Origin of the sequence: Kosakonia quasisacchari (genome assembly GCF_004331415.1) — a bacterium.
In the GTDB taxonomy this organism is placed as follows: Bacteria; Pseudomonadota; Gammaproteobacteria; order Enterobacterales; family Enterobacteriaceae; genus Kosakonia; species Kosakonia quasisacchari.
The window spans coordinates 1-17396 of sequence record NZ_SJOP01000024.1 but is presented as its reverse complement, the minus strand read 5'-3'; the positions used below and the strand labels follow the sequence as shown (position 1 = coordinate 17396).

Here is a 17396-nt window from a genome sequence, read left to right as displayed (position 1 = left end):
CAAAGTGCGAGCTAGCTCACAAGTTACGTGATTGCTGATGAAAAAAGGTGTTGTACAGAGCAGTTGAAACAAACGGGGAATTTTTAACGTACAAAAATCCAGTTTTGGCGTTATTCGTCCAGCGGGGATTTTTCGCTGAGATGGCTGTGATATTGCTGGCGATATTCCGAGGGGGAGCGTTCCGTATTTTTACGAAACAGGCGGCAGAAGTAGTTGCTGTCAACAAACCCGCAACTGTGCGCTACTTCTTTCACTTTTAAATCGTACCCTTTGAGCAGCGTTTTGGCGTGCTCCAGCCGGGTATGAGTAAGATATTCATTGAAACCGACAGAACCGGTTTTCTGAAACAGGTGCGACAGGTAATTGGGTGAGATATAAAACGCCTGCGCCACCGATTCGCGCGTGAGCGGCAAAGCATAATTTTCGTCGATATAGTCACGAACAGCTTCGAACAGCGCCTGACTGCGCGACGCGGTTTGGATCTGGCTGCCGAGCAAGTCATGACAATGGCTGAGCAGAGTAGTGACGATCAGGCGCGCGGTTTGCTGTTCGTGCGGCTGCATCTGCATTTCATGCAGCGTCTGTAGCAGGAAGGAGCCGACACGCGGGCCGCGGCGCGCAACATGTTGTTTCGCCATGTTTTGCAGCATGGCACCATCCCACTGCGTGACGTTAAAACTGAGCTGTTGCTTGCCAAACAGCACGCTTAAGGTGGTGGCCGGTAGTTGCCATTGCGGGTGATTCCAGCTGCCCGCAGGAACGTATAGTACGTCGTGCTGCGACATCCGCGTGGTTTCGCCGTTAATCCCCGTGTCGGTCACCGTTCCCTCCAGCACTATCTCCAGGCGAGGAAAATCCACCTGGCAGGCCTGTGCAGGTGCGGTTCCGGCCGCGCCCGCAAAGCATATCTGCCGTAGCGGAGCCGGGCCGTTTATCAGGCGCGAGATAAGATGGCTGACATCGAGACTCATGGTGTCCCTTTGGTTGCTGGCGAAGGGACAACCTTAACTGGCAGGATCAAAAAAGGCCACAACCTGTGTGGCCTTTTGCGAGAACAGATAAATTAGCCGGTATTACGCATACCCGCCGCCACCCCGGCGATCGTGACCATCAGCGCTTGCTCAACGCGGTGATCCGGCTCTTTGCCTTCTTCTTCCGCGAGGCGCGAGCGGTGCAGCAACTCGGCCTGCAACACGTTCAGCGGATCGGTATAGATATTACGCAGCTGGATAGATTCGGCGATCCACGGCAGATCTGCCATTAAGTGCGAATCGTTGGCGATGGCCAGCACCACGTTGATATCCGCTTCCAGCAGCTTGCGCAGTTCGCTACCCAGCGCCCACAACTCAGGTTTCACCAGGCGCTGATCGTAATATTCCGCCAGCCACAGGTCGGCTTTGGAGAACACCATTTCCAGCATGCCAAGGCGGGTGGAGAAGAATGGCCAGTCGCGGCACATGGCTTCCAGTTCGCTCTGTTTGCCATCTTCCACCACTTTCTGCAACGCCGCACCCGCGCCCAGCCAGGCTGGCAGCATCAGGCGGTTTTGCGTCCAGGCGAAGATCCACGGGATCGCGCGCAGCGATTCAACACCGCCGGTCGGGCGACGTTTCGCCGGACGAGAACCCAGCGGCAGTTTGCCCAGTTCCTGCTCCGGCGTGGCGGAACGGAAGTACGGTACGAAATCTTTGTTTTCACGCACATAGCCACGGTACATATCGCAGGAGATATCCGACAGCTCGTCCATAATATGGCGCCATTCGGTTTTGGGCTCCGGCGGCGGCAGCAGGTTGGCTTCCATGATGGCGCTGGTATAGAGCGACAAGCTGCTGATGGTGACTTCCGGCAGACCGTATTTGAAGCGAATCATTTCGCCTTGTTCGGTAACGCGTAAGCCGCCTTTCAGGCTGCCTGGCGGTTGCGAGAGCAGCGCGGCGTGGGCCGGTGCGCCACCACGGCCAATAGAGCCGCCGCGACCGTGGAACAGTGTCAGCTCAATACCGGCTTTCTCGCAGGTTTTGATTAACGCATCCTGCGCCTGATATTGCGCCCAGGAGGCTGCCATCACACCCGCGTCTTTCGCCGAGTCGGAGTAGCCAATCATGACCATCTGTTTGCCCTGAATAAAGCCGCGATACCAGTCGATATTCAGTAACTGGGTCATTACATCATCGGCGTTATTCAGGTCATCAAGGGTTTCAAACAGTGGTGCGACCGGCAGAGCAAAGCCGATACCGGCTTCTTTCAGTAGCAGGTGAACCGCCAGTACATCGGACGGCGTCTTCGCCATTGAGATCACATACGCGGCGATGGATCCGCGCGGCGCTTCGGCGATCACCCGGCAGGTGTCCAGCACTTCGCGCGTCTCTTCACTTGGTTCCCACTGGCGCGGCAACAGCGGACGTTTGGAATTCAGTTCACGGATCAGGAATGCCTGTTTATCGGCTTCAGACCAGCTTTCGTAGTCGCCAATGCCCAGATAACGCGTCAGTTCGCCCAGCGCTTCCGTATGACGGGTGCTCTCCTGGCGAATGTCGATACGCACCAGCGGCACGCCGAAACTCTTCACGCGGCGTAATGTATCGAGCAGTTCACCGTTGGCGATAATGCCCATGCCGCAGGCCTGCAACGATTTATAACAGGCGTAGAGCGGTTCCCACAGCTGCTCATTTTGCGTCAGCAGCCCGGCAGGTTTCGGTAATTTCTGGCCTTTCAGGCGTGCTTCCAGCCAGGCCTGGGTTGCCATCAGATCGCCGCGCAGCTTCTTCATCAGGTAGCGATACGGTTCGCGCGCGCCTTCCGCGCCCGCCAGTTCCCGCAGCTCGTCGGTACACTCCACCATCGACAGTTCGGAAATCAGCAACTGAACATCTTTCAGGAACAGATCGGTTGCTTTCCAGCGGCTGAGCAGCAGGACATGGCGGGTGATATCGGCGGTAACGTTCGGGTTGCCGTCACGGTCGCCGCCCATCCACGAGGTAAAGCGCACCGGAACAAAATCCACTGGCAGTTTGTAATTGAGGTTCTCTTCCAGCTGTTCGTTCAGCTCGCGCAGATAGTTTGGCACGCCTTCCCACAGGCTGTTTTCCACTACCGCAAAGCCCCATTTGGCTTCATCTACCGGGCTTGGGCGGTTTCTGCGGATTTCGTCGGTATGCCAGGACTGGGCGATCAACTGGCGCAGTCGGCGCATCAGCTGGTGGCGTTCATAATCGGCAATATCGCTGTTATCCAACTGCTTTAAGCAGTTATTCACTTCCACCATTTTGTGGATCAGCGTACGGCGAGTGATTTCGGTCGGGTGCGCAGTCAGCACCAGCTCTAGCGACAGCGATTCAATCGCTTTAATAATGGTGGTTTCGTTGAGATGAGGCTGGTCTTTCAGCTTTCTGATGGTCTGGGCAATCACTTCCGGGTTGCTGGCCGCTTCACCTTTCGCTGAAATGCTATGGTATTGCTCAGCGGTGTTAGCAAGGTTCAGAAACTGGCTAAACGCGCGCGCCACCGGCAGCAGTTCGTCATTGGACAGATTCTGCAAGGTGGTGAGCAGCTCCTGACGGTTGGCTTCATTACCGGCGCGAGAAGATTTGGACAGCTTACGGATTGTTTCTACCCGGTCGAGAATGTTCTCGCCCAGTGCATCCTTGATGGTATCTCCCAGCAGTTTGCCGAGCATACTGACATTACTACGCAAAGCGGAATATTGTTCGTTCATGTTACCCCAGACACCCCATCTCATTTTATTTTGTTATACCTGTCATTGAGCAGATATAAGACACCGTCTTTTATAAAGCCACGTAAAACCCACCGCGTCAATTGTTGCGAAATCGCTTCAGCAAACGAATAAATGCCGACAATTTACGAAATTTAATTCGCATCGTGTCCAATAAGTATTGCTTATGGGATCGTGACAATTGTCACGCTTTTCCGCACATAAAAACCCCCTCATACGAGGGGGTAAAAAAGCGAAAATCACGTCAGTGCCAGCAGAAATGATGAACAACCTGGGTGATAAGTTCGCGCGTGGGTTTAATAAAGCGGGTTTCCAGGTATTCATCCGGCTGGTGTGCCTGGTTGATAGACCCTGGCCCCAGCACCAGCGTCGGGCAAAGCGTCTGAATAAAAGGCGCTTCGGTGCAGTAGTTCACCACTTCGGTTTCGACGCCGAGCAGTTTTTCTACCACTTCTACCAGTTGGTGATCCGGCGGGCATTCGTATCCCGGAATCGGCGGGTGCAGTTCGGAAATGGTCAAACGACCCGGCCAGCGGGAACTTACCGGCTCCAGCGCATCATTTAACAGCCCATTGAGATCGTTAAGCGTCATGCCCGGCAGCGGGCGAATATCCATATACAGTTCGCAACAGGCGCAGATACGGTTTGCCGCATCACCACCGTGAATATGCCCAAGGTTTAACGTGGGATACGGCACGGTGAACGCGTCATAGTGATAACGCTCTTTCAGGCTGTCGCGCAGTTGCAAAATATGACCGATGGCATCGTGCATCAGTTCGATGGCGTTGACGCCGCGCGCCGGATCGCTGGAGTGGCCCGATTGACCAAGAATGCGAATCGCATTGGAGATATGGCCTTTATGCGCACGCACCGGTTGCAGCGAGGTCGGTTCGCCAATAATGGCGCAGTCCGGGCGCAACTGCGTGTTCTCGGAGAAATAGCGCGCACCGGCCATGCTGGTTTCTTCATCGGCGGTGGCGAGTACATACAACGGCTTGCTCAGTTTTGTCACATCGACGTCACGCAGCGCATCAAGAATAAAGGCGAAAAAGCCTTTCATGTCAGCAGTGCCCAGGCCGTAGAGTTTGTTTTCATGCTCGGTCAGCGTGAACGGGTCGCGCGTCCAACGCCCGTCATCAAACGGCACCGTGTCGGTGTGACCGGTCAGTAACAGGCCGCCCGCACCGGTTCCGGCACTGGCGAGCATATTGAATTTATTGCGGGTGCCGGGGACCGGCTGCACTTCAACCGTGAAACCGAGGTCGCCAAACCATCCTGCCAGCAAATTGATTAAAGACGCATTACTCTGATCCAGCGCTTCTTCCGTCGCGCTGATCGACGGTGTGGCTATCAGGGCGCGGTAGATCTCGATAAATGGTGGCAAATTCATTTTCATTGTTGACATACCTGAGTTCGTGATAGTATCAATATTCATGCACTAAATGTGAATAAAAATACAATAATGTTGAGCGTAAGGGAACCCATGCGGCGACTTTGCTCAGCGACGCGGGATTGATGCCGAGTCTTTCCCTGGCACACATGACGTAAGAAGGTAAACCGCCCCAATGTTGAACACATTAATTGTGGGTGCCAGCGGTTATGCTGGTGCAGAGCTAGTGACCTATGTAAATCGCCATCCTCATATGAACATAACCGCTTTGACGGTTTCTGCGCAAAGTAATGATGCAGGAAAATGTATCTCTGATTTACATCCGCAGTTGAAAGGCATTGTTGATCTCCCGTTACAGCCGATGTCCGATATTGGCGATTTCCTGGATGGCGTGGATATTGTTTTCCTCGCGACCGCCCATGAAGTCAGCCACGATCTGGCACCAACCTGCCTGGCGGCGGGATGTGTGGTGTTCGATCTCTCGGGCGCCTTCCGCGTTAACGATCCCGCGTTTTACGAAAAATTCTACGGTTTCACCCATCAGCACGCCGATCTGCTGGCACAGGCGGTGTATGGGCTGGCGGAGTGGAACCATGACAAATTGAAAGAAGCGCAGTTAATTGCCGTGCCGGGTTGCTACCCGACGGCGGCGCAACTGTCGTTAAAACCGCTGATCGACGCCGGGCTGCTGGATCTGAACCAGTGGCCGGTGATCAACGCAACCAGCGGCGTAAGTGGCGCGGGGCGCAAAGCGGCGCTTTCTAACAGTTTCTGCGAAGTGAGCCTGCAACCTTACGGCGTTTTCAACCATCGCCACCATCCGGAAATCGCCACACATCTTGGCGCGAATGTGATTTTCACACCGCACCTGGCGAGCTTCCCGCGTGGGATCCTCGAAACCATTACTTGCCGTTTGCAACCGGGCGTGACCCACGCGCAGGTCGCAGATGTGTTCAAACAGGCGTATGGCGATAAACCGCTGGTGCGTTTGTACGACAAAGGTGTTCCGGCGTTGAAAAACGTGGTTGGCCTGCCATTTTGCGATATCGGTTTTGCGGTACAAGATGAGCACCTGATTGTCGTCGCCACGGAAGATAACCTGCTGAAAGGCGCGGCGGCGCAGGCAGTACAGTGCGCGAATATTCGTTTTGGCTATGCTGAAACCCAGTCCCTTATTTAATTGAACAGGCGTGATGATGAATCCATTAATTATTAAGCTCGGTGGCGTACTGCTGGATAGCGAGGAAGCGCTGGAGCGTTTGTTTACGGCACTGGTGCAATATCGTGAATCTCATCAGCGCCCGTTAGTGATTGTCCACGGCGGCGGCTGCGTGGTGGATGAGCTGATGAAACAGCTTAATCTGCCGGTGAAGAAGAAAAACGGCCTGCGCGTGACCCCGGCGGATCAGATTGACATCATCACCGGTGCGCTGGCCGGTACGGCCAACAAAACCCTGCTAGCGTGGGCGAAGAAACACCATATTGCCTCTGTTGGCTTGTTTCTTGGCGATGGTGACAGCGTGAAAGTGACACAGTTGGATGAAGAGCTTGGGCATGTGGGCCTGGCTCAGCCGGGTTCACCGAAACTGATTAATGCACTGCTTGATGGCGGTTTCTTACCGGTGATCAGCTCCATCGGCGTCACTGATGAAGGTGAGCTGATGAACGTGAACGCCGATCAGGCGGCAACTGCGCTGGCCGCAACGCTGGGTGCGGATCTGATCCTGCTGTCTGATGTCAGCGGTATTTTGGATGGTAAAGGCCAGCGTATTGCCGAGATGACAGCGGCGAAAGCGGAGCAATTGATTGCACAGGGCATCATCACCGATGGCATGATCGTGAAGGTAAATGCAGCGCTGGATGCGGCGCGTACGCTGGGCCGGCCGGTAGATATCGCTTCCTGGCGTCATGCCGAGCAGCTCCCCGCGCTGTTTAACGGCACGCCAATTGGCACCCGTATTCTGGCGTAACGACACAACAATTTATATAGGCCGGGCTGGCGCAGCGCCGTCCGGCAAAACGAATAAAGAGAAGGAAGCAAACTATGGCACTTTGGGGCGGGCGTTTTACTCAGGCGGCGGATCAACGGTTCAAACAGTTCAACGACTCTTTGCGCTTTGACTATCGCCTGGCGGAGCAGGATATCGTTGGCTCTGTGGCCTGGTCCAAAGCGTTGGTAACCGTTGGCGTACTGACAGCGGCTGAGCAGCAGCAACTTGAAGAGGCGCTGAACAATCTGCTGGAAGAGGTTCGCGCCAACCCGCAACAGATCCTGCAAAGCGATGCGGAAGATATTCACAGCTGGGTGGAAGGTAAGCTTATTGATAAGGTTGGCCAACTGGGCAAAAAACTGCACACCGGGCGCAGCCGTAATGACCAGGTCGCTACCGATCTGAAGCTGTGGTGTAAAGACACCATCAGTGAATTGCTGCTGGCGAATCGCCAGTTGCAGAGCGCGCTGGTGGTGACGGCGGAAAATAACCAGGACGCAGTCATGCCCGGTTACACGCACCTGCAACGCGCGCAGCCGGTGACGTTCGCGCACTGGTCGCTGGCCTACGTCGAGATGCTGGCGCGGGATGAAAGCCGCTTGCAGGATACGCTGAAACGCCTGGATGTCAGCCCGCTGGGCAGCGGCGCGCTGGCGGGAACGGCTTATGAAATCGACCGTGAGCAGTTAGCCGGCTGGCTGGGTTTTGCCTCGGCAACCCGCAATAGCCTGGACAGTGTGTCCGACCGCGACCACGTGCTGGAACTGCTCTCTGACGCTTCAATCGGCATGGTGCATCTGTCGCGCTTTGCCGAAGACCTGATTTTCTTTAACTCCGGCGAAGCGGCGTTTGTTGAGCTTTCTGACCGCGTGACCTCGGGTTCTTCGCTGATGCCGCAAAAGAAAAACCCGGATGCGCTGGAGCTGATCCGCGGTAAGTGCGGCCGTGTGCAGGGCGCGCTTACCGGCATGATGATGACGCTAAAAGGTTTGCCGCTGGCGTACAACAAAGACATGCAGGAAGACAAAGAAGGGTTGTTCGATGCGCTCGATACCTGGCTTGCCTGCTTGCATATGGCGGCGCTGGTGCTGGATGGCATTCAAGTGAAACGCCCGCGCTGCCAGGAAGCGGCGCAGCAGGGTTACGCCAATGCCACTGAGTTGGCGGATTACCTTGTCGCGAAAGGCGTACCGTTTCGCGAAGCACATCATATTGTTGGGGAAGCAGTGGTAGAAGCGATTCGGCAGGGCAAGCCGCTGGAAGATCTGCCGCTTGCCGATCTGCAAAAATTCAGCGATGTGATTGGCGACGATGTTTACCCGATTCTGTCCCTGCAATCCTGCCTTGATAAACGCGCGGCGAAAGGCGGTGTGTCACCGGTGCAGGTAGCGCAGGCGATTGCGGATGCGAAGGCGCGATTGGTATAAGCGCGGCGCTGTTTGCAAACAGGAGCCTGGCTTTACGCCGGGCTTTTTTATGCAAAAAAAAAAGCGGACTCTCAGGTCCGCAAAACGTTCACGTTGGCTTTAGTTGTTCAGAGAGAAGCAGAGTAAGTTGTCTCATCACGGGGTAAGTGAGGCACCGCTTCGTTTCTGGTGCCAATTATTGAACAGAATGCTTGATAGGGATAATCGTTCATTGCTATGCTATCTATCGCCATGAACTATCGTGGCGACGGAGGATGAATAATGAATATTCGTGATCTTGAGTACCTGGTGGCGTTAGCCGAACACCGCCATTTTCGCCGTGCAGCCGATTCCTGCCACGTCAGCCAGCCCACGCTGAGTGGGCAGATCCGTAAACTGGAAGATGAACTTGGTGTGATGCTGCTGGAGCGTACCAGCCGCAAAGTGCTGTTCACCCAGGCGGGTTTGTTGCTGGTGGATCAGGCGCGCACCGTGCTGCGCGAGGTCAAAGTGCTGAAGGAAATGGCAAGCCAGCAGGGGGAAGCGATGTCCGGCCCGCTGCATATTGGTTTGATCCCAACCGTTGGACCTTACCTGCTGCCGCATATCATTCCGCTGCTGCACCAGACCTTCCCGAAACTGGAAATGTATCTGCATGAAGCGCAGACGCATCAACTGTTGGCACAGCTGGACAGTGGCAAGCTCGACTGTGCGATCCTGGCGCTGGTGAAAGAGAGCGAAGCCTTTATTGAGGTGCCGCTGTACGATGAGCCGATGATGCTGGCGATTTATGAAGATCACCCGTGGGCGAACCGTGAATGCGTGCCGATGGGCGACCTGGCGGGCGAAAAGCTGCTGATGCTGGAAGACGGGCACTGCCTGCGTGACCAGGCGATGGGTTTCTGCTTCGAAGCGGGTGCGGACGAAGATACGCATTTCCGCGCAACCAGCCTGGAAACGCTGCGCAATATGGTGGCTGCCGGGAGTGGCATCACGCTGCTGCCTGCGCTTTCCGTTCCGCGCGAGCGTAAACGCGATGGCGTGGTGTATCTGCCGTGTATCAAACCTGAGCCGAAACGCACGGTTGGGCTGGTGTATCGCCCAGGCTCGCCGCTGCGCAACCGCTATGAGCAGCTGGCAGAGGCCATCCGTGGTGCAATGGATGGCCATTTCGACACGGCGTTAAAACAGGCGGTTTAAGCCATTTAGCGCCGCTACCCGATAGGCTTCCGCCATGGTTGGGTAGTTAAAGGTGGTGTTAACGAAGTACTCAATGGTGTTACCGCCGCCTTTCTGCTCCATAATCGCCTGGCCGATATGAATAATTTCGGCCGCGCGCTCGCCAAAGCAGTGGATCCCCAAAATCTCTTTGGTTTCGCGGTGGAACAGAATCTTCAGCGTACCGACATTCATACCAACAATCTGCGCCCGCGCCAGGTGCTTAAACTGCGCGCGACCCACTTCATACGGCACTTTCATAGCGGTGAGCTGCTGTTCGGTTTTGCCCACGGAACTGATCTCCGGAATGGTATAAATCCCGGTCGGAATATCTTCAATCAGATGCGCTGTGGCTTCGCCTTTGATCATTGCTTGTGCGGCAATGCGGCCCTGATCGTAAGCCGCTGATGCCAGGCTTGGGTAACCAATCACATCACCCACTGCATAGACGTGCGGCAGTGCGGTCTGGTACATGCTGTTAACTTTCAACTGACCGCGCCCATCTGCTTCAAGGCCAATGTTCGCCAGTTGCAGGCTGTCGGTGTTACCGGTACGGCCATTGGCATAGAGCAGGCAGTCGGCTTTCAGTTTTTTGCCGGATTTCAGGTGCATAATCACCCCGTCGTCCAGCGGCTCAATACGCTCATACTCTTCGTTATGGCGGATAACGACACCGCTATTCCAGAAGTGATAAGAGAGTGAGTCCGACATCTCCTGATCAAGGAACGCCAACAGGCGATCGCGGGTGTTGATCAGATCCACTTTGACGTTCATACCACGGAAGATCGATGCGTATTCGCAACCGATCACCCCTGCTCCATAGATGATCACATGGCGGGGTTCGTGGTGCATATCAAGGATTGAGTCGCTGTCGTAGACGCGCGGATGGGCGAAATCGACATCAGCAGGGCGATAGGGACGTGAGCCGCAGGCGATAACGAATTTTTCGGCAGTGATGGTTTCGACGGTCCCGTCGTGACACTCCAGCGCCAGTGTGTGGTCATCAATAAAATGGGCATTGCCTTCTAAGATTTCGCAACGGTTACGCTCATAAAAGCCCTGACGCATGCGCGTTTGCTGATTAATCACGCTTTCAGCATGGTTCAGGATATCGGCGAAAGAGGAGCGGAGAAGGCGAGTATGGTCACTGTAGAGCGGGTTTTGGTTGAATTCGATAATACGGCTAACGGCGTGGCGCAACGCTTTTGAGGGGATGGTGCCCCAATGCGTACAGCCGCCGCCGACATTATGGTAACGCTCAACAACCGCGACCCGTGCTCCTTGTTTAACCAGGCCCATGGCTGCGCCTTCGCCGCCGGGGCCGGAGCCTATTACTATTGCATCATAATCGTAGGAATGTGACATGGTAAGGCTTACCTGTTCTTATACATAAAAGCAACATAAGACTAACATCAAAGCGGCGGTAACCCAATTATCGTTGTGCTCTTTTGCTACGAAAAAGAAGAAACTGCGCGTAAACAATCAGTCACAATCCAGTACAATCGAATCGGATTTATTCTCTGGTATAGTGCCAGCGGGCCCCTGGAAGGATTCAAACATCGTGATGGGTGTAAGAGCGCAACAAAAAGAGAGAACGCGGCGTTCACTGATCGAAGCCGCATTTAGCCAACTCAGCGCGGAGCGTAGCTTCGCCAGCCTGAGCCTGCGGGAAGTCGCCCGTGAGGCGGGTATTGCGCCAACGTCTTTTTATCGTCATTTCCGGGATGTGGACGAGCTCGGGCTGACCATGGTGGATGAAAGCGGGTTAATGCTGCGCCAACTGATGCGTCAGGCGCGCCAGCGTATTGCTAAAGGCGGTAGCGTGATCCGCACATCAGTTTCCACATTTATGGAATTTATCGGCAATAACCCCAATGCTTTTCAGCTCCTGCTGCGGGAACGTTCTGGAACGTCTGCGGCCTTCCGAGCGGCGGTGGCACGGGAGATCCAACATTTTATTGCGGAACTTGCCGACTACCTTGAACTCGAAAACCATATGCCGCGAGCGTTCACCGAAGCGCAAGCCGAAGCGATGGTGACAATTGTTTTCAACGCCGGTGCTGAAGCGCTGGATGTGGGGGCGGAACAACGCAGGCAATTAGAAGAGCGACTGGTACTACAATTGCGCATGATTTCAAAAGGCGCGTATTACTGGTATCGCCGTGAACAGGAAAAACTGGCGCATCAACCGACGAGTGAAGGATGAGTAATGAAACAGTCTGGTCAAGATAAAGGTACGTTGTTGCTGGCGCTGATCGCTGGCTTATCGATTAACGGCACGTTTTCTGCCGTGTTCAGTTCTATTGTACCGTTTTCCATATTCCCGATTATTTCGCTGGTGCTAACGGTGCACTGCCTGCATCAGCGCTATCAAAACCGCACTATGCCGGTGGGGCTGCCAGGCCTTGCCGCCGCGTGTTTTATCCTCGGTGTGCTGCTTTACAGCACAGTGGTACGCGCGGAGTATCCGGATATCGGTTCTAACTTCCTGCCTGCCGTGTTGTCGGTGGTGCTGGTTTTCTGGATTGGTTTTCGTCTGCGCGGCCGCAAACACGAAGCCTCCGAGTAAGTGTTAAACGCCCTCTCGCCGGGAGGGCGTTTTCATCCTCAATGAATTGAAAGTTGAAAAGTATAAATCCTTGGGTTGTTCCCATCCAAAATAAAGCCCTGCCAGAGTTAATTAATAATTTATTAATTAAAAAAATCTACGGCAAAACACATTTCATCTGATGTACTGCTTCGGCATTTTATTCCGTTGCTTGACGATCTCTTGATCCAGGCTGCAGGCTAAAATTAACTCTGGACATCCTCATGAAAAAAATAACACAACTTCTGTTAGCCACTGCCGGTTTCGTTATTTCGGTAGCCGGATTCGCGGATACCCCAAAAACGAACGGGAGCGAACATCGTATTCCGGCGGTAAAGCTCATTAATACGCAAGATAACCACTCTGCTTTTATCAAAGGTTCGGTTCCCTCGCTGGCAAAGCTCTCTTCGCAAAATCTCTATTTTAGTAATACGTTCGAAGAGTGGCAGAAAGGGGTGCATCCGGCACCGAAGAAGCAATACGTGGTGACGATGAAAGGCAAACTGAAGTTCAAGGTTAGCGATGGCTCAACCTTCATCATCGAACCCGGCACTGTTCTGCTTGCGGCAGACACGGCGGGCGAAGGTCACAGCTGGGATATCGTCGACGGTAAAGAGTGGGTACGCGTTTATATTCCGGTGGGCGATGACGACCATTTTATTGCCGATAAATAACCCTTAAAACGCATTACATTCCAGCCCTGTTTCGTTCAGGGCTGAGATTTTTATATCATGACAAAACACCCTCAGTGATATAAATATAACCTCAGAAAATTCACAAGTTGTCGCGAAATAATGTTAACGCGATCACGATCCTTAATAGTAACTTGTCTGATAAAATAATATTTGCGGGCAGCAATAATTTACATCTCACCGCTATTATTCTGTTGGCCTGGTTCACAGGCCAACCGTTAAATGGAGTCGCAGTATTTTATATGGCGTGAATGACGTTATTTGTTTTTACGCGTAAGCAGTACGCCGCACTCCATGTGGTGCGTATAGGGGAATTGATCGAACAGCGCCAGACGTGAAATATCGTGTGTCTGGCTCAACGTTTGCAGGTTTTTACACAGCGTTTCCGGGTTGCAAGAGATATACAAAATACGCGGATAAGCCTGCACCATTTTCTCGGTTTCCGCATCCAGCCCGCTGCGCGGCGGATCGACGAAAATCGTTTCGCACTGGTAGCTCGCAAGATCGATACCTTGCAGACGGTTAAATGCGCGCACGCCATTCATCGCCTGAGTAAATTCTTCGGCGGACATGCGGATAATTTGCACGTTATCGATGTGGTTAGCCGCGATATTGTATTGCGCTGCCGCCACGGATGGCTTGGCGATCTCGGTGGCCAGCACACGATCGAAATTGCGCGCCAGCGCCAGCGAGAAATTGCCGTTGCCGCAGTACAACTCCAGCAGATCGCCAGTGGAGTGACGCGTGACATCCAGTGCCCATTCCAGCATCTGAATGTTCATAGCCGCGTTAGGCTGTGTAAAGCTGTTCTCCACCTGACGGTAGATCATTTCTCTGCCACCGACTGGCAGACGCTCGTCGACAAAATCTTGATCCAGCTCGATTTTGGTTTTGGTCGCGCGGCCAATCAATTGCACATTCAGGTTCTGCGCGCGCAGCGCGTCGCGCAACTGCATCGCTTCTGTTTGCCATTCGTCATCCAGCTTTTTGTGGTAGAGCAGAGTGACAATCGCCTGGTTGCTCATGGTGCTCAGGTAGTCAATCTGGAACAGCTTATGGCGCAGCGTTTTATTCCCGCGTATCGCCTCGATCATTACCGTCATTAATTGGTTAATCAGTTCGCTCGCCGCCGGGAAGCTGTCGACCCGGATGCGGGACTTAGTCTGCTGATCGAAAATAATGTGGTAGAGATCGTCACCGTCGTGCCAGATACGGAACTCGGCGCGCATACGGTAATGGCTGACCGGTGAGCGGAACACCTCCGGAAGCGGCGCGGAAAAAGGCGTCATCATCGATTGCAGACGCACCACTTTTTCGGCCAGCTGGGCTTCGTACTGTTCTGTCGGCAGGTGTTCGGGGGTCATCATGCTTCCTGAGTGATTAAGAATAACGCGGGGATTGTAGGCATTGCTCAGGCGATGTCCAGCCCCGGATGTGAGCTAAATAGTCCGTTAGCAGTCTGGACATCCATATGTTACAGAATGTAGCATCCCTGTTCCGGTCCTGTGAGTTAAAAGGGAATCCAGTGAGAATCTGGGGCTGACGCGCAGCGGTAAGGATCAAGGTGAGAGAGCAGACACTGCCTGTTGGGTGGGAAGTCGCTTTCTTGATGTACCTCCAAGCCCGAAGACCTGCCGGTATACGTCGCATCTGGTTGACATCATCGCGTGCTATTGATGGAACCTGCGGCATCCTTACTCTTTTGTGGATGCTTTCACAATGATTAAAAAAGCTTCGCTGCTGACGGCGCTCTCCGTCACAGCTTTTTCCGGCTGGGCGCAAGATAGCAGCTCAGACAATTTGGTGGTGACAGCAAATCGTTTTCAACAACCGGCTAAGACGGTGCTTGCACCGACTGAAGTGGTTACACGTGAGGACATCGATCGCTGGCAGTCGCGCTCATTGGTTGATGTGCTGCGTCGCCTGCCTGGGGTTGATATCGCGCAAAATGGCGGGTTAGGTCAAACCGCCTCAGTATATGTGCGCGGTACAGAAGCGAAACACTTGCTGCTGCTGATTGATGGCGTACCGGTTGCGCGCTCCGGGATTTCCAATGATCCCGAGCTGAATCAAATCCCGCTCTCTTTAGTGCAACGCGTTGAATATATTCGCGGGCCGCGCTCTGCCGTGTATGGCTCCGGGGCGATTGGCGGCGTGGTTAACGTCATTACCATGACCGGCAATGAGAAATCGCAAATCAATGCTGGCGTTGGCTCGAAGGGCTACCAGACGTATGACGGCACGCTGCGTCAGCGCTTTGGTGACACCGTGGCGACGGCTGCGGGTTCTTATACCAGCACGCGCGGTTTTAACGTGCAGCCGGATTCAACCTGGGATCATGACGAAGACCGCGATGGTTACCGCAACAAAACGTTCTGGGGCAGCCTGCAACACAAGTTCAACGACAGCTTTGACGGCTTCTTTCGCGGCTACAACTTTAGCAACAACGTGGATTATGACCTCGGCAGCGCGCCGTTCTCAGCAGACTACAGCGCAGATGAGCGACAACTGTTTGTACAGGGTTGGGATACCGGGCTGAATTTCGCGCAGGGGATCTACTCGTCCCAACTGCTGGCCAGCTACCAGAAAAGCAAAGACTACAACTACAGCAGCATTTATGGCCGTTATAACGATGGCACCACGCTGGATGATATGGAACAGCGATACATTCAGTGGGGCAACAACGTTGATGTGGGCAAAGGTTCTGTTGGCGCGGGCGTCGACTGGAAGCAGGAGCGCCTGGTTTCATCGAATAAAACGACGCGCGATGCCTATGACCGTGAGAACACGGGCTTGTACCTGAACGGGATGCAGCAGTTTGGCGATGTCACGCTGGAAGCCTCGGGCCGTGAAGATAAAGATGATGAATTCGGCTGGCATGGCACCTGGCAGACCGCTGCAGGCTGGGAATTCGTTGAGAATTACCGTCTGACCGTTTCTTACGGCACCGGCTTCCTGGCACCTTCTTTAGGTCAGCAGTTTGGCGCGAAGCGTTTTGGTATCGCTTCTAACCCGAATCTGAAGCCGGAAGAGTCCAAACAGTGGGAAGCGGGTATTGAAGGCTTAACCGGCCCGCTGGACTGGCGTTTGTCTGCCTATCGCTATGAGATTGAAAACCTGATCACCTACAGCGATACGGCTTACTACAACATCAACTCAGCCACCATTAAAGGCCTTGAGTGGACGGGAAGCGTCGATACCGGCATTTTCTCGCATCGCGTGACGCTGCAATATATTGACCCGCGTGATGATGAAACCAATGAAGTGCTGCCGCGTCGTGCGAAGCGCCAGGCGAAATACCAGCTTGACTGGTCCGTATTCAACGTCGATATGGATCTGGCCTGGGAGTACTTCGGTAAGCGCTATGACAACCGCACTTCAACCTATAATCCTGAGCAACGTATTTTGCCAAGTTATAGTACGGTTGATTTTTCTGCCTCATATCCTGTGACCTCTCATTTAACAGTTCGTGGTAAAATCGCCAACCTGTTCGATAAAGAGTACGAGACAGCATATGGCTACCAAACTGCAGGACGGGAATACACCTTGTCTGGCAGCTACACCTTCTGACGCGCGTCCCACCGTGCTGGTGTTTGACTCCGGCGTCGGTGGGTTATCCGTTTATGATGAGATCCGGCATCTCCTGCCGGATCTGCATTACATCTACGCGTTTGACAATGTCGCTTTCCCCTATGGCGAGAAAAGCGAAGCGTTTATTGTTGAGCGTGTTGTCGAGATCGTTACCGCCGTTCAGGCCCAATACCCCCTCGCGCTGGCCGTTATTGCCTGTAATACGGCGAGCACCGTCTCGTTGCCCGCGCTGCGGGATAAGTTTTCCTTCCCTGTTGTTGGAGTGGTGCCGGCCATCAAACCCGCCGCGCGTCTAACAGCAAACGGTGTGGTAGGGCTGCTGGCAACGCGGGGTACGGTGAAGCGCCCTTATACACATGAGCTGATTTCGCGTTTCGCGAATGAGTGCCGGATTGAAATGCTGGGTTCGGCGGAGCTGGTTGTATTGGCGGAAGCGAAATTGCATGGTGAAACGGTCTCGCTGGATGAGCTGCGACATATCCTTCGCCCATGGCTGCGCATGAAAGAGCCACCGGATACGGTGGTACTGGGATGTACGCACTTTCCTTTACTGCAAGAAGAGTTGTTGCAAGTGTTGCCGGAAGGGACGCGTTTGATCGATTCAGGCGCGGCAATTGCGCGACGTACTGCCTGGTTGCTTGAACACGAAGCGCCGGATGCGAAATCTTCTGATGAGAATATTGCTTATTGCATGGCGTTAACCCCAGAGACTGCGCAATTGTTGCCCGTTTTGCAGCGCTATGGTTTCAAAAAGCTCGAAAAACTGGTGCCTTAGGGCTGTTTTGCGC

General features: G+C 54.0%; 14 protein-coding genes and 1 riboswitch. Of the genes, 9 read left to right on the top strand and 5 right to left on the bottom strand.

The window, feature by feature from the left end; genetic code table 11:
* Positions 1-110: 110 nt before the first annotated feature.
* The 3 genes from E0L21_RS20815 to argE all read right to left on the bottom strand — a co-directional run bounded on the left by E0L21_RS20815 (position 111) and on the right by argE (position 5129).
* Positions 111-971, bottom strand: a complete 861-nt coding sequence (locus E0L21_RS20815) for a helix-turn-helix transcriptional regulator (protein WP_131412858.1) — start codon at positions 969-971, stop codon at positions 111-113.
* Positions 972-1063: 92 nt separating this feature from the next.
* Positions 1064-3715, bottom strand: coding sequence for a phosphoenolpyruvate carboxylase (gene ppc / locus E0L21_RS20810; protein ID WP_131412856.1), 2652 nt, complete (start codon positions 3713-3715; stop codon positions 1064-1066).
* Positions 3716-3977: 262 nt separating this feature from the next.
* Complete coding sequence (gene argE / locus E0L21_RS20805) at positions 3978-5129, bottom strand: acetylornithine deacetylase (RefSeq protein ID WP_131412854.1); 1152 nt, start codon at positions 5127-5129, stop codon at positions 3978-3980.
* A gap of 169 nt (positions 5130-5298) precedes the next feature.
* Between argE and argC the strand changes: the two genes are divergently transcribed.
* The 4 genes from argC (at position 5299) to oxyR (ending at position 9720) form a co-directional block, all read left to right on the top strand.
* The gene (gene argC, locus E0L21_RS20800; protein ID WP_131412852.1) at positions 5299-6303 is read left to right on the top strand and encodes an N-acetyl-gamma-glutamyl-phosphate reductase; all 1005 of its coding nucleotides are present in this window, start codon (positions 5299-5301) and stop codon (positions 6301-6303) included.
* Between the two features lie 13 nt (positions 6304-6316).
* Positions 6317-7093 carry an acetylglutamate kinase gene (argB, locus tag E0L21_RS20795; RefSeq protein WP_131412850.1) on the top strand — a complete coding sequence of 259 codons (777 nt, stop codon included), beginning with the start codon at positions 6317-6319 and terminating at the stop codon, positions 7091-7093.
* Positions 7094-7167: 74 nt separating this feature from the next.
* Entirely contained in the window at positions 7168-8541 is a 1374-nt protein-coding gene (gene argH / locus E0L21_RS20790) for an argininosuccinate lyase (protein WP_131412848.1), read from the top strand.
* 261 nt (positions 8542-8802) lie between these two features.
* Entirely contained in the window at positions 8803-9720 is a 918-nt protein-coding gene (oxyR, locus tag E0L21_RS20785) for a DNA-binding transcriptional regulator OxyR (RefSeq protein ID WP_131412846.1), read from the top strand.
* Here oxyR and sthA read toward each other — a convergent pair.
* A complete protein-coding gene (gene sthA, locus E0L21_RS20780) occupies positions 9703-11103 on the bottom strand; it encodes a Si-specific NAD(P)(+) transhydrogenase (RefSeq protein ID WP_131412844.1) in 1401 nt (466 codons plus the stop codon). The genes oxyR and sthA overlap by 18 nt on opposite strands.
* 196 nt (positions 11104-11299) lie before the next feature.
* Between sthA and fabR the strand changes: the two genes are divergently transcribed.
* The 3 genes from fabR (at position 11300) to E0L21_RS20765 (ending at position 12999) form a co-directional block, all read left to right on the top strand.
* Complete coding sequence (gene fabR, locus E0L21_RS20775; protein ID WP_017459617.1) at positions 11300-11944, top strand: HTH-type transcriptional repressor FabR; 645 nt, start codon at positions 11300-11302, stop codon at positions 11942-11944.
* A gap of 3 nt (positions 11945-11947) precedes the next feature.
* Entirely contained in the window at positions 11948-12307 is a 360-nt protein-coding gene (locus tag E0L21_RS20770) for a YijD family membrane protein (protein ID WP_131412842.1), read from the top strand.
* Between the two features lie 242 nt (positions 12308-12549).
* Positions 12550-12999 (top strand): cupin domain-containing protein, encoded by a 450-nt coding sequence (locus tag E0L21_RS20765; RefSeq protein ID WP_131412840.1) that lies wholly within the window; start codon positions 12550-12552, stop codon positions 12997-12999.
* Between the two features lie 275 nt (positions 13000-13274).
* On the opposite strand, the gene trmA is transcribed toward E0L21_RS20765, so the two are convergent.
* On the bottom strand, positions 13275-14381 hold the full coding sequence (gene trmA, locus E0L21_RS20760) for a tRNA (uridine(54)-C5)-methyltransferase TrmA (protein WP_131412953.1): 1107 nt from the start codon (positions 14379-14381) through the stop codon (positions 13275-13277).
* 117 nt (positions 14382-14498) lie between these two features.
* A riboswitch (cobalamin riboswitch) is annotated at positions 14499-14670 on the top strand.
* Positions 14671-14736: 66 nt separating this feature from the next.
* Here trmA and btuB point away from each other — a divergent pair.
* Entirely contained in the window at positions 14737-16587 is a 1851-nt protein-coding gene (gene btuB / locus E0L21_RS20755) for a TonB-dependent vitamin B12 receptor BtuB (RefSeq protein WP_131412838.1), read from the top strand.
* Positions 16532-17383 carry a glutamate racemase gene (murI, locus tag E0L21_RS20750; protein WP_131412836.1) on the top strand — a complete coding sequence of 284 codons (852 nt, stop codon included), beginning with the start codon at positions 16532-16534 and terminating at the stop codon, positions 17381-17383. The genes btuB and murI overlap by 56 nt, the downstream gene beginning before the upstream one ends.
* Positions 17384-17396: the final 13 nt, after the last annotated feature.

What these genes read in the sequence shown, in the direction of transcription:
- E0L21_RS20815 (WP_131412858.1), bottom strand. Translation starts at nt 971, where the DNA reads ATGAGTCTCGATGTCAGCCATCTTATCTCGCGCCTGATAAACGGCCCG.
- ppc (WP_131412856.1), bottom strand. Translation starts at nt 3,715, where the DNA reads ATGAACGAACAATATTCCGCTTTGCGTAGTAATGTCAGTATGCTCGGC.
- argE (WP_131412854.1), bottom strand. Translation starts at nt 5,129, where the DNA reads ATGAAAATGAATTTGCCACCATTTATCGAGATCTACCGCGCCCTGATA.
- argC (WP_131412852.1), top strand. Translation starts at nt 5,299, where the DNA reads ATGTTGAACACATTAATTGTGGGTGCCAGCGGTTATGCTGGTGCAGAG.
- argB (WP_131412850.1), top strand. Translation starts at nt 6,317, where the DNA reads ATGATGAATCCATTAATTATTAAGCTCGGTGGCGTACTGCTGGATAGC.
- argH (WP_131412848.1), top strand. Translation starts at nt 7,168, where the DNA reads ATGGCACTTTGGGGCGGGCGTTTTACTCAGGCGGCGGATCAACGGTTC.
- oxyR (WP_131412846.1), top strand. Translation starts at nt 8,803, where the DNA reads ATGAATATTCGTGATCTTGAGTACCTGGTGGCGTTAGCCGAACACCGC.
- sthA (WP_131412844.1), bottom strand. Translation starts at nt 11,103, where the DNA reads ATGTCACATTCCTACGATTATGATGCAATAGTAATAGGCTCCGGCCCC.
- E0L21_RS20770 (WP_131412842.1), top strand. Translation starts at nt 11,948, where the DNA reads ATGAAACAGTCTGGTCAAGATAAAGGTACGTTGTTGCTGGCGCTGATC.
- E0L21_RS20765 (WP_131412840.1), top strand. Translation starts at nt 12,550, where the DNA reads ATGAAAAAAATAACACAACTTCTGTTAGCCACTGCCGGTTTCGTTATT.
- trmA (WP_131412953.1), bottom strand. Translation starts at nt 14,381, where the DNA reads ATGACCCCCGAACACCTGCCGACAGAACAGTACGAAGCCCAGCTGGCC.
- btuB (WP_131412838.1), top strand. Translation starts at nt 14,737, where the DNA reads ATGATTAAAAAAGCTTCGCTGCTGACGGCGCTCTCCGTCACAGCTTTT.
- murI (WP_131412836.1), top strand. Translation starts at nt 16,532, where the DNA reads ATGGCTACCAAACTGCAGGACGGGAATACACCTTGTCTGGCAGCTACA.